The 14,958-nt window shown below is 60.8% G+C and carries 13 protein-coding genes; 4 read left to right on the top strand and 9 right to left on the bottom strand.

The window, feature by feature from the left end:
- Positions 1–26 precede the first annotated feature (26 nt).
- Complete coding sequence (locus ACILSI_RS16245) at positions 27–3,977, bottom strand: WD40 repeat domain-containing serine/threonine protein kinase (protein WP_395722947.1); 3,951 nt, start codon at positions 3,975–3,977, stop codon at positions 27–29.
- Between the two features lie 162 nt (positions 3,978–4,139).
- Here ACILSI_RS16245 and ACILSI_RS16240 point away from each other — a divergent pair, with 162 nt between their 5' ends.
- Positions 4,140–4,700 carry an SOUL family heme-binding protein gene (locus ACILSI_RS16240; protein WP_395722946.1) on the top strand — a complete coding sequence of 187 codons (561 nt, stop codon included), beginning with the start codon at positions 4,140–4,142 and terminating at the stop codon, positions 4,698–4,700.
- A 148-nt stretch (positions 4,701–4,848) separates the two neighbouring features.
- Here ACILSI_RS16240 and ACILSI_RS16235 read toward each other — a convergent pair whose 3' ends face one another.
- Positions 4,849–5,553 carry an alpha/beta hydrolase-fold protein gene (locus tag ACILSI_RS16235; protein WP_395722945.1) on the bottom strand — a complete coding sequence of 235 codons (705 nt, stop codon included), beginning with the start codon at positions 5,551–5,553 and terminating at the stop codon, positions 4,849–4,851.
- A gap of 65 nt (positions 5,554–5,618) precedes the next feature.
- Positions 5,619–6,311 (bottom strand): CIA30 family protein, encoded by a 693-nt coding sequence (locus ACILSI_RS16230; protein WP_395722944.1) that lies wholly within the window; start codon positions 6,309–6,311, stop codon positions 5,619–5,621.
- Positions 6,312–6,881: 570 nt separating this feature from the next.
- Here ACILSI_RS16230 and ACILSI_RS16225 point away from each other — a divergent pair.
- Entirely contained in the window at positions 6,882–7,244 is a 363-nt protein-coding gene (locus ACILSI_RS16225) for a DoxX family protein (RefSeq protein WP_395722943.1), read from the top strand.
- Between the two features lie 12 nt (positions 7,245–7,256).
- Here ACILSI_RS16225 and ACILSI_RS16220 read toward each other — a convergent pair whose 3' ends face one another.
- The 6 genes from ACILSI_RS16220 to ACILSI_RS16195 form a co-directional block, all read right to left on the bottom strand.
- On the bottom strand, positions 7,257–7,586 hold the full coding sequence (locus tag ACILSI_RS16220; RefSeq protein ID WP_395722942.1) for a DoxX family protein: 330 nt from the start codon (positions 7,584–7,586) through the stop codon (positions 7,257–7,259).
- 125 nt (positions 7,587–7,711) lie between these two features.
- Positions 7,712–7,939, bottom strand: a complete 228-nt coding sequence (locus ACILSI_RS16215) for a TIGR03643 family protein (protein WP_395722941.1) — start codon at positions 7,937–7,939, stop codon at positions 7,712–7,714.
- Positions 7,936–8,952 (bottom strand): ADP-ribosylglycohydrolase family protein, encoded by a 1,017-nt coding sequence (locus ACILSI_RS16210; protein WP_395722940.1) that lies wholly within the window; start codon positions 8,950–8,952, stop codon positions 7,936–7,938. The genes ACILSI_RS16215 and ACILSI_RS16210 overlap by 4 nt, the downstream gene beginning before the upstream one ends.
- A 4-nt stretch (positions 8,953–8,956) precedes the next feature.
- Positions 8,957–9,820: a hypothetical protein gene (locus ACILSI_RS16205; protein WP_395722939.1), complete on the bottom strand. Its 864-nt coding sequence runs from the start codon at positions 9,818–9,820 to the stop codon at positions 8,957–8,959.
- Positions 9,821–9,980: 160 nt separating this feature from the next.
- Complete coding sequence (locus tag ACILSI_RS16200; protein ID WP_395722938.1) at positions 9,981–10,967, bottom strand: NAD(P)/FAD-dependent oxidoreductase; 987 nt, start codon at positions 10,965–10,967, stop codon at positions 9,981–9,983.
- A gap of 74 nt (positions 10,968–11,041) precedes the next feature.
- Positions 11,042–11,644 carry a GNAT family N-acetyltransferase gene (locus ACILSI_RS16195; protein WP_395722937.1) on the bottom strand — a complete coding sequence of 201 codons (603 nt, stop codon included), beginning with the start codon at positions 11,642–11,644 and terminating at the stop codon, positions 11,042–11,044.
- 29 nt (positions 11,645–11,673) lie between these two features.
- Here ACILSI_RS16195 and ACILSI_RS16190 point away from each other — a divergent pair, with 29 nt between their 5' ends.
- Entirely contained in the window at positions 11,674–13,497 is a 1,824-nt protein-coding gene (locus ACILSI_RS16190) for a DUF4407 domain-containing protein (protein ID WP_395722936.1), read from the top strand.
- Positions 13,498–13,577: 80 nt separating this feature from the next.
- A complete protein-coding gene (locus ACILSI_RS16185; protein ID WP_395722935.1) occupies positions 13,578–14,957 on the top strand; it encodes a DUF1501 domain-containing protein in 1,380 nt (459 codons plus the stop codon).
- The last annotated feature ends 1 nt before the right edge of the window (position 14,958 follow it).

Genomic DNA, 14,958 nt, shown 5'->3' with positions numbered 1-14,958 from the left:
AGAGAGAATGCAACCGCTCCGCGCCCCTACTTCTCCAGCCGCTTCACCTTCACAGCGGAGACGACCCACTCGGCGGCCAGGGTGCCTAGGCCGATCATGCCGGGCTTCGTGGTGGCCCAACTCGGATACTGGCTAAGAGCGCTGGTGAGGCCGGTCCATTGGTAGAGCGGACGCGCATCAAGCATGGCGGTGACGGTCGCGCTCGAACCATCGAGGCGCACGGTCACTTCCAAGTCGTGCGCCTCGGTGTCGTTCACCTGTTTTCCCTCGACGGCTCCCGGCAGGTCCTTGCCAAACTTGCCGTTTACCATGGTGAGGCCGGTATAGACGCCGACGGAGCCACGGCGATCCATCTCGAACCCGCACATCCGGTCTGCGATGGGGAGCACAACGTGAAAAACATTTTTCGCATTACCCTGCCGCAGTCGCAGTCGCACCGTGTAGCTGGTGCCGGAGAAGTCGCCGATGAGGGGCAGCACTGCGCGTTGCACAGCCGGGCTGATCAGCTCGCCGTCTTTCAGGCTCCACCCCTGACCGGTTGTTTCCACCCCGGCAGGTGTGAGCGACGCGAGGTGGTCTTCCCATCCATCGGCATCCTTCGGCAGAGCTGGCTTGGGCGTTGGCGGGGGTGCCTTTTTCGCTGCGGGGCTGGCTACCGTCACGCTCATACTCGTTGAACTGCGGCGTGTGAATTTCCCGAGCGGCGGTTCCGTGAGGTTGAAGATAGAGACGCCGCCGTTCCGATCGGTGCTGGCGAGGCGCGTGCCGCGCGGGCTGAAGCTGAGCTTTAGCGAATCGGTTGGCGAGGGACGCATCTCCTCGATGAGGCTGTTGTCGGCCAGGCTCCACAGCCGCACGGTCAGATCCACCGAGCCGGTGGCGAGCACGGGCTCGGTAGGGTGGAAGGCAAGCGAGGTGATGGTGGCGTCGTGCGCGCGGAATTCGCGCAACACTTCGAGCGTCTCCGCGCTGCGGATGCGCACCCGCTTATTCTCGCCCCCTTCGGCAAAGGTGCGCCCGTCCGGCGACACGGCGAGCCTGTCCGCGCTGAATGGGTTGCGCACATCGCGCAGGACCCGCCCGGTCGCGGCATCCCACACGGAGATGTGTTCCTCCGCCGAGGCTGCGCCGCGGCTGCCTCGTGTCCAGATGCCGAGGATCCGATCAGCACCGATCCAACCGAGGTCTCGGAAAGTCGTGACCAAATTCCCGTCACACTGGCTGAGCCGCCGGCCCGTGGTGGTGTCGAAGACTTCCGCAGTCTTGTTTTGATCGAAATAAGCAAGGCGGCTGCCGTCTGCACTGAGGCGCAACTGCACGACGCCCGCCTTCGTCAGCACCGTTTGTTGCAGTGCGTAGCCATCCGCGGCTTTCCGGAAAATCGCCAAGTTTAATCCAGCGTTGGCGTGTTTGCCGAACACGGCGACCTCCCCTGCGGCGGCCGCCATGAACGCTCCGCGGCATTCCTCGGGCATCAACAGGGGCAGGTCGTTCCAGTGGCCATCGTCACCGAACCTCGCTGGCTTTTCCGAGGCGATGAAGACATCCTCCGCGCCCCAGAATACCGATGCATACCAGCTGGCAGTGGTCTTCGACTCCATCGACCGCGTGGCCAAAGCCCATGTGCGCGTGTCTGGACCACTGATGATGGCCTCGTCAGTGAGTGGGTGTATCGCCAGGCCTTCGATCCCACCATTGCCGCCCATAAGTGTCTGGAGTGTGATGCTGGTGGCCGTGTCCCACACGCGGGCCAGTCGGCGCCGGCCGGGCAGTTGCACCGTGCCGACCAGTCGTCGGCCATCCGCACTAATTGCCACGCGCACCTGCTGGAGGCTTTCGGTGAGGCGCTGCTCGAAAATGATCGCGCCATCGGAGAGCCTCTGCCCGCGCACGACTCCATCGCCGCAGCCGAGGTAAAGCACCGAGCCATCCGGCGAAAGCGCGGGGAAATGGCCACCTACCCGCAGGTCTGGCAGCGTCCTGATGAGTGCGCCGGTGATGCCGTCATGGACGCGGATGTTGCGACCAGACGGGACAATAACGTCGCCGCTTGGTGAGAACACCGCGCGCGTGGCGGCTTTCACAGTCCAGAGGGTTTTTCCGTTCGTTGCGTCGTGGACAACCAGTTCACCTACGGAATTGACGTCAAGTGTCTTCATGCCATCGGGACTGAAGCGCACCCACTCGACGTCTCTCGCATCCCACTCGACGAGTGCCTTGCCGGTGGCCGTTTCGTAGATCGCGATGCCACCTGTACTGAGCTTGCCCGCGATGATGCGGGTGCCGTCCGGTGAGAAATCCAGGGAGCGGCACCAAGACCCGCTGCGCTGCCGCTCCGTGCCTGGAAACTCAAACACACGCTGGCCGCTGAGCGCATCCACGAATACGAACGTGTTACCCTTCAGCGCCCCGGCGAAGACTCCCGGCATCTTCGGGTGCGCGGCAACGCCGATGAACCAATTGTCGTTCGGAAAGGTGAGGGCGGTCTGTGAATTCTCCGCCCGTGCGCGCAGGTAGCGCCAGTCGGTGTCGCGCAAATCCTCCGGCACGCTGCCGAGCGCCGTGAGCATCGCGAGGCTGTCGAACTCCTGATACGCCGCCTCGGCAAGCGAGGTCTGCGAGCGCGCCAGCGCTTTGCTGGTTTCTGCCTCTCTTTGAACGGCGACGGCTTCGGCCTGCGTCGCCCGCTGCTCTTTGGCCTGCAGATTGAAAACGAACCACACGCCGAGCCCTGTGAGTAGCAGCCACGCCGCCGCTGCTGTGGTGAAGATGCCCTTGTTGCGTTGGATGAGCAGCGCGAGTTGCTTCATGACTCCGGCGTTCTCCGCGCTCGTCGCAAAACCGCCCTGATACTTCTCAATGTCCGCGCTGAAGGCCGCGACGTGCTGATAGCGCTTCATCTTGTCGAGCGTGAGCGCCTTCATCGCCACCGCGGAGAGCGCATTCGGCACACGACCGCCCGGCATGTGCGGCAGAGGAGTGATTTTCTTGGCTTCAAGCACGCTGCCTTTGGCCCTCGCGGTGCCTTTTCCCGTCGTCGTGGCACCAAACACCGTCGGCGCAGTGATGTTCGCCATCTGCACCTTCTCCAGCACCTCCCACACGTCCTTGCCCTCCACCGGCGGGCGAAGCGTGAGGATGCAATACAGGATGCCGCCGAGGGAAAAGATGTCCGAGCGCTCGTCGAGTTCGTTCACCTTTCCCATCGCCTGCTCGGGTGACATGTAGTTCGGCGTGCCCATCACCGCGCCGTCCATGGTGGCGGTGAAGGAGTCGGTAGAGGAGCGCGGACACTCTTGTCCGCCGATTGGATCCGGAACAGAGCGGCCAGGAGTGTCCGCGCTCCCTTCAATGCCGAGCTCATTCAGAACTTTCGCGATGCCCCAGTCCATCACCAAGACCTCGCCAAACTCGCCGACCATGACGTTCTCCGGCTTGAGATCGCGATGGATGATGTTGCTGGCATGCGCAAAGGCCAGGGCGTCGCACACTTTGCGGAAGATCGTCAGCAGTCGGTCCAGCGTGTAGTGCTCCAGCGCGTCCTTCTTCTCCTTGCGCAGATCGTCGATGATGTGCTGCAACGTGCGGCCCTTCACCAGCTTCATCGTGTAGTAGAGCGCGCCCTCGCTGTCGCGTCCGAGGTCGTAAACCGGCACGATGTTCGGATGCGCCAGCTTTCCGAGCACGGCGGCCTCCTGCACGAAGCGTCGCGCCTGGTCATCGCTGGCGTTGGCATCAAGCATGACCTTGACCGCAATGGTGCGGCCGAGTTTGCAGTCCTCACCTTCCAAAATCGCGCCCATGCCGCCCTTGGCGATGCGTTTGCCAAAGACAAAGGGCACAGGCGAGTCGGGATTGGCCCCCATCACCGCCACTTCGGAAGGCACAGCCGCCACCGGCTTCGCCACGGCGATGGTTTGCATGTCATCGGGCATGCCCGCGGCTGGATGGGCGGATGAATCGTCAGGAGCGGCCATGCAGCGGATGCTGGGACAGACGGGGTTTGAATGCAACCTTTCCGCGCCTCACTTCTAGAGTGCCTACCGGCCTCATTCAGTTTCAGTGTGACATCAGGGTCTCTGGTGGAAAAAGCGGACTTTCCCGGTCCTGAACAGCGACGAAGAGCGTATGTTCAGTTTATGAAAAACCTGTTTCGCGTCTCTCTGGGTCTTTTGGCAGCAGGCTTCAGCATCGCTGCCTGTGCCACCTCCCGTGCGGGCTATAAAACCGCGCCCTACAAGGTCCTCCGCACCGACGGCGACTTCGAGATTCGTGAGTATCCCGAGCTGAAGATCGCCACGACCGCGCGCGACAAGGACAACTCAAGCTTCATGCGCCTGTTTCGCTATATCGACGGCGGCAACGTGGCGAAGGAGAAGATCGCGATGACGACACCGGTGTTCATGGTGGAGGGCAAGATGGCCTTTGTGGTGCCAGACAAGCACAAGGCCGCCACGCCTGCCCCGGCGTCAGCCGAGGTCGTTGTGGACACGCTGAAGGCCCGGCGCGTGGCGGTGTGCCGATACAATGGCTCCCGTTCGCAGGAAGCCGAAACGCAAGCCCTGGCAAAGCTGAAAGCCTGGATGCAGCAGAACAAGCTCACGGAGTCCGGCGCGGCCTTCAGCGCCTACTACGACCCACCTTGGACGCCAGGCTTCATGCGGCGCAACGAGGTGCTCGTGCCGGTGACAAGGGGGTAGTGAAACTCAAGCGCCGCGCTTCATCGCTTCAGCTTGTTTGTTTTTAGCTCAAAGCCTCTCTTTGAATATGTTGTTGAACATTTCGTGTTCAAATAAATCAGCTCTTCGAGGTCGAGAGAAGGATTGCCAACCCTCTTCTCCAGCAATCCTAATCGTGCCCCCCCTCGATCTCGATCAGTTGATCAGGCTTCAAGATGGAGCGCGCAAAGAATCGATTGCTGGTCAGTAGTTTATCGCTTTTCCCCACCGCGAGCGAGATGGGAAAAGGCGGGCCTGAACGAGAGAGCCATTGGCGCTTCATCTCGATCCACATTTTCTGAAGCGCCTCGGCCTTGCTGCGCGGTGTTTCCATTGGGCTATCCCAATTTTCCAGCCCGCCAGCTTGCTCAATCTCAGTCAAAAGCTCCTTGTCTCCAACAAAGGGCGAGAGGAGAAACAATTCATCCACCTCCCCAGGGAAGCGAAGGGTGTAGGTGAGTGCCCCGAGTCCACCCATCGAGACGCCGATGATCGTCACACGCAGCCCCTGTTTTTTTGCCGGACCAATGATTTCTTCATGCAGGCAGGCATCCGCCAGACCCCTCATGTAATAGCCCAGGTGCAGATCGGGAACAACGATTCGCGCCAGGGGCCGCTCCTTCTGGACGAGGTCCACGATGCCAAATTGTACAAATTCCTCAGGCGGACTCAAGCGTCCCGGCAAGAGCACCACCAGTTCCCGGGCCTTTTTCCCTTGGGGGTCAAATTGGAGCTTTCGTACAGGTCGTGTCGGTGGGGGGAGAAGCAGACGACAGGCTGACATCGGCAGAACTGCCAATGCCGTCATGAAGTGGAGAAACTTGGAGCGCATCATAAATTGAGATCAGATCGCCTTAGAGATGGCTCGAACTCGCAACATCAATGCTCCATTCTTCGGCCTTAACCCTTTGGTGCAGTTGCGCCATAAGTTCGAATGAAGTCGAGTTCGACTGCGAAGGGGGCCTGCTTTTTATCGCCGATCAAAATACTGACGCGGCGAACCTTGGAGGTATCCAGTCGCTCTTCGGGCAAGTCGAGGCCTCGGAAGCTGCCTTTGAAAGCGGCAAAGGGAACCTTCACTTCGACCCACTCGCCCTTCACAGTGGCAAACTCGGCCGCGAATGACACCTCCATACCGCGAAAAAGGGCGTCGGTAGCGAGTCGCACCTGATAGGTGCGACCATCGCCCTTCACACGCAGTAGAAGGCCGAGATGGTCGCTGAGGTCCAGTTTCAAATCGCCACTGCGGAAGGTCGAAAAACCACCGTTGTTCTCCAGCGATAGCATGCCACTAAACATCATCGTCCCGGCTTGGTTCGGCGTCAGTTTTCCCTCGGACAGCCCACCCATCACTCCATCATTCACAACCTGCCAGTCGATACCGTCTTTGCCGTCAAACTCCGTGATCGAATGCGAGCGCGCCGTGCTGGGTTCATCGGCCCCCTGGACTCCGCTAGAAGAGCACAACAAAAGCCCGCAGACTGCGACCAGCGCTGGATGAAGTGATGTGGTATCCACGGCGGGCAAACGCACGACCGCCAGTGAAAAAGCCGCGCTGAAGAGGAGGGGGCCGAACATGAGAACGAACAGCATCCATGGCCCAACGACAGGACGCGGCCCCTCGAAGGACATCCAATCAGCAAGCCAAGCCAAAGGCACCATGCCGAACCAACAAGCCAGGGCAACTTTGACAACAGGATAACGTAGATATCGCATTCTTCTCATACGCTGCCATGGCCTGCTTAGGGGCGGGAAAAACCCCGGTGGCCTCAAACTTGCTGCCGAAGGCTGTCAGGAAATTACTTTTGAGGGGCTGGGTCGTGTTGGCCTTGGACGTGGCGCGGAGATTCGGAGTGACTGTGAGTGACGCCTCCATGCGCCGGGAGCTGTTCGCCCTCCATCTACCAATCCAAAACGTTGGAAGCTGATTTCGCGGTTCTCGCGGAGCTATCAGGCGGACTCAGCGGCGGGGAGGATTGGGCTTTGTGTATGATGATGTGTTCTTGAATGTGCTGTTCCGGGTCTGGTGCAGGATTGGACCTCGGTGTGGAGCGAAGAAGCGGTTTGAGAACGATGGCAGGGATTTGCTTGCTGTTTGAGAGCGAGTGAAGCAAGCTCAGCCGTGCTTGATTCCACCGAAGTTGAATCGTTTGCCTCTATACCATGGACTACCTCCTCATTGCTCTGAAACTCATCGTGGCGCTTGGCATTCTGAATGTCTGGCTTCTGCGTCGTAACAAATCGACAGCGTATCGTGGCAAGGACGCGAGAACCCTGCGCGAGGAGTTCGCCGTCTATGGTCTGCCTTTCCCGATTTTCTGCCTCATCGGCGTTCTCAAAGTCGGCCTCGCTTTAGCGCTTCTGGCCTCGTTTTGGATTCCCAGTTTGGCGCAACCTGCGGCGGTTGGCATGGGGGCGCTGATGTTGGGGGCCTTTGTCATGCACCTCAAAGTGAAAGATCCGATCAGCAAGGCGCTGCCCTCTCTCGCGGTGCTGGCGATGTGCGCCGCCATTGCGCTACTGTAGGCGGCGTGCGAATCAGAAGCCGGCAATGCAGAGATAGATGTTGAGCGCCAGATAAAACAGCGCCGGGATCGTTTGCAGCAGGGTGTCCTTGATCTGAATGCGGACGATGATGGCGACCACCATCATCAGCGCCAGTCCTCCTGCCGCCAACTGACCCATCCATGGCTGGCTCATTCCCACCAGCAGGCCGCCGCCCGCGCACCACTGCAAGATGCCCACCGGTATGCGCTGCGAGGCGAGACGGTAGCGAAGAAATTCCTGCTTCATGCGGCTCGAAAAGAAGCATGCTGATCCATAACCGAGGAAGGAAAGGGCGGAGAAGAGGATGAGGGCGGCTTTCAAGACGAAGACTTTGAAACACTGGATGGCAGTGAATCATTGGATATGAAGGATACGTCGGCAATGAGGCGATTGCGACGACACGTTCTGCCAAATGCAGCGAAACTGGTGCCTAGCCTGCAAAGAGGTCAGCCTTTGAGCCTTAACTCCAGCAGTTTGCGGTGCTTGGTGACGCGACCACTGACGCGCTTCCGCCAGCAGCGAAAGCTGGAGGGTTTGAGCTCACGACGTATGAGGTCGATGACTTGGCTTTCTACCAGGCCTGTGCGCTCTCGGATCTCTTCAAAGCTCGTGCGGTCCTCCCAGGCGAGGCGCACAATGAAGGAGGCTTGTTCGCTGCTGAGCTTGGTCTTCATGCACGAGTGACGATGGATTCGATCTGAGTTCTGAGGCGGGGAGAGTCGTCGAGGCCATTGACATACCTTTCTGGCATCTTTGAAACGCCCACCGCCCCGCCAATCAGGGCACCAAGCACGGCTCCACGATGGCAGTTGTCACCGCCGACATTCGCATTCGCCGTGACGCCGCCTTCAAAGTCGTCGGCATATTTCCATGCCAGATACAATGAGGCGGGGAAGGCTTCAGCAATGTAGCAGGCGGGGCTGACGCGCCTGCCGATCACGACTTCATCGGGTTCTGCGGACCAGTCCCGAGCTTTGCGTTGAGAGAACCAGTCGCCGCCATGGGCGAGGATGGATTCACGCAGGGGCAAGCCTTGGAGCACGTCACCAACCATCCTCACCATGGCGTCTGCTGCTGCGAGCAGTTCAGGAGAGCGGTGTGTGAGGCTGATGTGCTCGCGCACAGCCTCACGAGTGGCGCTGAGGTCGCCCCGAAAATAGGCGCACAGCACACCGACATGAGCCAGGCCGCCGATGTGGATGTCTGTGCCGCCGCATTTCCTTGGAGCGGTGCCACGAGCATAAGCGGTGAAGAACTTGCGATGACACTCCTCGACGTAGGTGTCCCGATGCTTCCCAGCCGTGAGCATGAAGTCGATGTAGCGCGTGAGATAGTCATCCGCATCGTAGCTGCCGCAGGCGATCAAGGAGTCCATCAACACCTTGGCGAGCTGGAGGTTCAGCGTGTTTTCACCCGCCCGCAGGAATTGGTGATAGTGGATGCCGCGCTGTCCCCAGTAGCGTGCCTGATCATGCAGAATATCCCCGCGCTCGTTGATCGCGGTGTATTCAGAGCGCCAGAGAATGCTGCCGGGATGCGGAGACTTCGGGGCCGTGTAGTCACGGATGGTGCCATAGTCTTGGCGCAGCGCTGAGCGGTCGTAATACCAATGCACAGGCATGGCGAGGGCATCTCCCATGAAGCCGCCCAAGGCGAGGCCTGTGAGTGAATCTTGAGTCTTTTCCATAACATCAGTGAGAGAGTGCCGCGCTTGGCTTGGCGGCTTTGTCCGTCCACTGAAGGAGTTTTAAATCACGAGCGCTCAGGCCTCGGTTGCTGTCCAGGCCGCGCAAGTTCCAATGATGAGCGTGGAGCTTGAAGGGGCTGCGGATTCGCTCATCGAAGTCGGTCGGCCAGAGGACGCCGTCGATGTTTTTGAAATCACGGAAGGTCACATCCACCTCGGCTCCACGGGTGCTGTCCAGGCCGTTGAGTGTCAGGCGCACTCTTCGTAGCAGCTTGCTGCTGCGGTCGATGTGGAGGATGACGCGATCCTCCTTTGCCATGCCGATGCCGGGACGTAGAATGGCAAGCACCTCATCGCAGAGAGCCTGATCCACGAAGGACTCACCATGCATGGCGAAGACCGTGCCGCTTTGCTGGAAGTAGAACGGGCCAAGCAAAAACAGCGCATAGGCATCCGCCACGAGGGCCGCGGCCTGCTTGGCCTCGGCATCCTGTGAGACGGTGCCGTTGTAGGCAATGGCGATTTGGCCGGGCTCACGCAGCACCTTCTTCACGCCTCCAGGTCCTGTATGGGATTGTGCGATGATTCTGGGTGAGAGAATGATCCTCTCCTCTGACGCCCCACGGAACTTCGAGTCCACCAGCACAGGTTGAAAGCGTGGCCCGATGGCCGCCCACTTGCCTTCGTAGATCACACTGAGATCCCTGATTTGATCAAAGGCGTCACCTCCATGAGCCTTCTGTGAGGCTTTGACGAGCGCCAGCGCTTCAGGTTCGGAGTTGGTGATGGATCGGCTGCAGATCTGCGTCGATGCACAGGAGCTGAGAAGACCGATCAGGAAGATGAGCATCAGAGGTATTTGTTTCATGAGGGAAAGGGTGGCAGGCAGAAACCGCCATAGCGTTTACGGACGGCGCCAGTCGTGTGGACGAAGTTCCGCACAACTTGTCAAAACGGCGTTCAGAGAGGATGCGGCTGCCCCTGCGATAATAGCGGATGCTAAAAGAGCGTGGACACTCGCTCTGAGCTCATGACTGGGACAGATGGGCGAGTAGCGTCTCGGCTGCGGCCATTCCTGAGAGTGCCGCGCCCTCGACTCGGGGCCCTGCAAAGGCGTCTCCGGCCATCACGAGGGGTGGAGATGCCTGCAACAGGGCGCAGGGATGCGCATCGACTTGAAGAGGCTTGCTGTAGCGCCAGCCGTGGACCTGATAGCTCAGCACCTCGGCACCCAGCCATGGCTGGGCGGCATCCAGGAGCAGCCGCCCGCTCTCCATGCGATCCTCATCCCAGTGATCGAGGCTGAACTCATGATTGGCATGAATCGTGACCGCAGGTTCCGCAGAGATGCCTTTGAGCTGATTGTCCGCAATCCATGAGACGGGGCCGCTGGTCGGCACAAGTCCACCTGGAGGCGGAATCGAAGACGGGCCTTTCAGCACGGCCATGACCGCCAAGCAGCGTTCGTATTGAATGCCTTCAAGCCGTGACCGCATCGCAGGATCAAGTTCGATTTCACCCGCTGCCAGCAGCGCGAGAGATTGTGGCACCGGCGGTGTGAGCAGCACTGCCGCCGCTGAGAAAACATCTCCAGTGTTCGTCTCGACCGAGTAACGATCACCCGCACGTCGGAGTGCCACGACTTGCTTTTCCATCCGTATTTCCAAGCCCTGCGCCAGATATTTGGCGACGGCCGTCATGGCTGGCTGACCACGCCAGCGCGTGTGTCCGTCGGCCTCAGTGGAAAAGCCTCGGCACCATTCCGTCATCATGCCAGCCTCCGCGCCCTGTTTGAGGATCGCTTCAAAACGGGCATCCCGGGTGGTGATGAACTGCGCTCCATGATCAAAGGTGGCCGCACCGATACGGCGACTGGCCAGCCTGCCGCCGAGACCGCGTCCTTTGTCCAGCAACAGCACGCTGCGACCAGCGCTCTGAAGCTCACGCGCTGCGATGAGGCCTGAGACACCAGTGCCAATGATCAGCACATCAACGGGAGATTCATGAGTCGGCATGGAGCTTGGTAAAGAAAGGAAACTGGTCCTGGGTTACGGTTGTGGCTGGCAGAAGGAAGAGCGTTTTTTCCAGCCTAGGTCATCGGAGACCACTCACCCGTGCTCCAGTCGAGCCATTCCGTGCCGCGAAACTGTTTCTTGTAATCGTAAGCACTGGGCTCGTGCGTGGCGTAGCCTGGGTAAAGCCAGCGCAGACCGGCTTCGCGGCAATGCTGAATCTCCAGTAGCTGAGTGAAGATGCCGAGGCTGCGTTTGCTTTCTGTCGGCTCAAAGATGCCATACACGCTGGAGGCGGCGGTTAAGCCCATGTCGAAGAAGCTGGCGGCGATGAGACGGTCGCCCTCAAACACGCGCACCATGCGGCATTCGCAGGGACCGGTGGCGGGATCGGGGCCGAGGAAGGTCTCCAGTTCTTCGGGCACGTTGTGGGTGAAGCGCTGCTTGTGGCGCTGGAACATCGCCCGCAGCTCGTCATCGAGCGCGGCGGGCACGATGTCGTGACGCAGGTCCGTGTTCTTGGTCAGCACGCGGCGCTGGCTTTTCGTGAAGGAACAGGACGCAAGGTCGATGCGCAGCGGCGTTATGGTCTGAGTGGTTCCTTGTTCGTCGGTTTGGGAGCTGTATCGAAAGAAATACCGGCCAAAATGCCTCCAGCCCGCCGCCCACAGCCTGTCCATGACTTCCGCCGGCAAGGAATCACAGATGAATGCGTCGTCGAGTTCAGGCGTCACAGAGCTTCAATAATCCGGCGGCGCGGATTGACAACCGCAGTCCCGCCCGCAAACTCCGAACCGTCAGCCCCCTCACGCGCATGAACTTCCTCGACCGCATCGAACGCGTCTTCTTCTGGCTCTCCGCAGCCTCCTCCGACAACCTCGACGCCTGCCCGGCCTGGGAGCGGCGAAAGTATGTGGCCTTCGGCGCGACGGTGCTGGTGCCCTCGATCTTCGCCATCATCGCCTGCGCCTATGCGCTGAGCACCTTGACGGACAATGTCTGGGTCATCGCTCCCGTCTCACTGGTGTGGGCCTTCATCATTCTCACGGTGGACCGCGCCTTGCTGGCCACCTATCGCGCCTACCAGGGCTTCTTCCGCAAGGCGGCGCAGTTCTCCCTGCGCATGGTGGTGGCGGCGCTGATGGGCATCACCATCTCGCATCCGCTCACGCTGCTGCTGTTCAAGGACACCATCAGCTCGGTCGTCGAGAAGCACCGCCAGGGCGAGATCGAGGCGGCGCGTGAAACCTCCAAGCAGCAGAAAGTCGCCGTCGAGGCGCGCATCGTGCCGCTGGAGGCCGAGATCGCCAAGCAGCGCGAGAATTGGAACGCAACCTTCTCCGCCAAGTTCCTCGATGAAAATGGCAAGCCGGTCGAAAAGCCGCTGACCGAAGACGAAAAGAAGCTCAAAGCCGAGCGTGAGGCGAAGATTGGCGAGGCGGTGGCTCCCGGCAAAACACGTCTCGAAACGCTCGACAAGGAAATGGCCAAGCTGAGCGCCGATTACCAAAAAGTCGCCGAGGAACTCAATCACTGGCAGACCGAGTTCGAGCGCGAGGTGAATGGTCAGCGCAGCGGCATCATCGGCCTCGGCCCGCGTGCCAAAAGCATCCAGGAAGACCAGCTCACCTGGCGCCGCGCCGAGTCCGCCCGCCTCAGTGGGGTGCTCGACACAATGACGAAGAACCGCGTGGCTCTCGTGGCTGAAGTCAAAGCCGCCGAGGACGGGGTGAACGCCGCGCTCGACGCCAAGGCCGCCGAGGAAGCCGCCCTCAACAAAGCCGAGCAGGCACGCGTCGCCGCGCTGAAGCAGAAAGTACAGACCGAGCAGGCAGATCAGTTCGTTTCACAGCAAAACGCCATCCGCGAGACCTTGAAGACGCAGATCGACACGCTGCTGCTCCAGGAGAAAAACATGCATGAGGAAATCACCGCCATCACGGCGGATGAGACCACCCGCATCGCCAAGATCAACGCCGAGCCGCGGCGCGACATCCTCACCCAGACGCTGGCGCTGCATGAGCTGTTTGAGAGCGGGGCGCAGGGCGGCACCTTCGCACTCGTTGCCTACCTCGTGCTCACCCTGCTCTTCATGCTGGTGGACACCATCCCGCTCATCGTGAAGTTCTTCTCCAAGCCCGGCCCGTATGACACGATGCTGGACCGCGAGGAGATGGGCTATGAAGGCGAGCGCAAAGCCTTCCTTGAAGGCTTCAGCCGCCAGATGAAGGAACTGGGAGAGAGCAAGATGCTGAACCTGACCCGGAACAAGACCCTGGAGCGCGCCCTGGTCACCGGCGTGGACGGCGCGCGCTCCGCCAAGGAGTTCCTCGTCTATCTGATGGACTTGGAGCGCGAGTTTGAGGAGAAAAGCCGCGCTGCTCGCGAACTGGCCGCCACCAGCGGCGTCAGCCGCACGGCTGAGGCGATCGAGGAGATGTCCCGCAACTTCTACGCCGATCTGCGGGAGCGCATGGAGAAGTTCTTCCACGACGACGACAAGCGCCACACGCCGGCCACGGGCCGGGCGTGAAGAGTAAGACTTCGAGATCGCGGGGCGTACTAGCTGGCGTGAATTCTCTGCCTTCTATCCCCCCCTTCAGCCGCCGTGACATGCTGCGCAGCTCCTGCGCGGGCTTTGGCTACCTGGCGTTGCAGGGCGTGCTGGGGCTGGAGGCCGCCCAGGGGGCGGTGATTGACCCGCTGGCGGCGAAGCGGCCGCATTTTCCGGCGAAGGCGAAGCGGGTGATTTTTCTGCTGATGAAGGGCGGGCCGTCGCAGGTGGACACGTTTGACCCGAAGCCGCTGCTGGACCGTGATCATGGCAAGCCGCCGCCGTTTGCGCTGCCGCGCGTGAAATTCGCGGAGACGGGCAACCTGCTGAAGTCGCCGTGGAAGTTCAAACAGTACGGCCAGAGCGGCCTGCCGGTGAGCGATCTGTTTCCGCATGTGGCGAAGCATGTGGATGATCTGTGCGTGATCCGCTCGATGCATGGCACGAATCCGGCCCATGGCGGTGCCTTGCTGAAGCTGCACACCGGCAGCGACACGTTTGTGCGGCCGAGCCTGGGATCGTGGGTGAGCTATGGACTGGGGACGGAAAATTCCGATCTGCCAGCGTTCCTGACGATTTGCCCGACTTTGGCGCACGGAGGCGTGAACAACTGGGGCTCCGCCTTCCTGCCGGCGCACTGCCAGGGCACGCCGCTGGGCAATGCGAGCATCCCGGCCGATCAGGCGGTGGTGCGGCACATCCGCAGCAAGTCGCTGACGCCGGACTTGCAGCGCGCACAGCTCGATCTCGTGGCGCAGATGAACCAGACGCATTTGCAAACCACCGGGGCGAACGCGGCGCTGGAGGCGCGGATCAACTCGTTTGAGCTGGCCTACCGCATGCAGTCCACGCTGCCGGAACTGCAGGACATCTCGGGCGAAACGGAGGCGACGCGCAAGATGTACGGCCTCGACGACCCGGTGACGGCGAATTTTGGCCGCCAGTGCCTCATGGCGCGGCGTTTTGCTGAGCGCGGCGTGCGCTTTGTGCAGGTGACGCACAGCGACGGCTTCGTGCAGTGGGACCAGCACGGCGATCTGCTCAAAGGCCACACGAAAAACGCCGCCGAGGTGGACAAACCCATCGCTGGCCTGCTGGCGGACCTCAAATCTCGCGGCCTGCTGGATGACACGCTGGTGATCTGGGGCGGTGAGTTTGGCCGCACGCCGGTGGCGCAGGGCACCGATGGACGTGACCACAATCCGCATGGGTTCACGATGTGGCTGGCCGGTGGCGGCTGCAAACCGGGCACGGCGTATGGCGCGACGGACGATTACGGCTACTACGCGGCAGTGGACAAGGTCCACATCCACGACCTGCACGCCACGATCTTGCACCTGCTCGGGCTGGATCACCTGAGGCTTACCTATCGTTACGCCGGTCGTGATTTCCGGCTCACGGACATCGCGGGCGAGGTGGTGAAGGGCGTGATGGCGTAAA

Origin of the sequence: Prosthecobacter sp. (assembly GCF_044232965.1) — a bacterium.
Taxonomy (GTDB): Bacteria; Verrucomicrobiota; Verrucomicrobiia; order Verrucomicrobiales; family Verrucomicrobiaceae; genus Prosthecobacter.
Note: the sequence above shows the minus strand (reverse complement) of the source record. Positions and strands in the feature narration are given on the sequence as shown.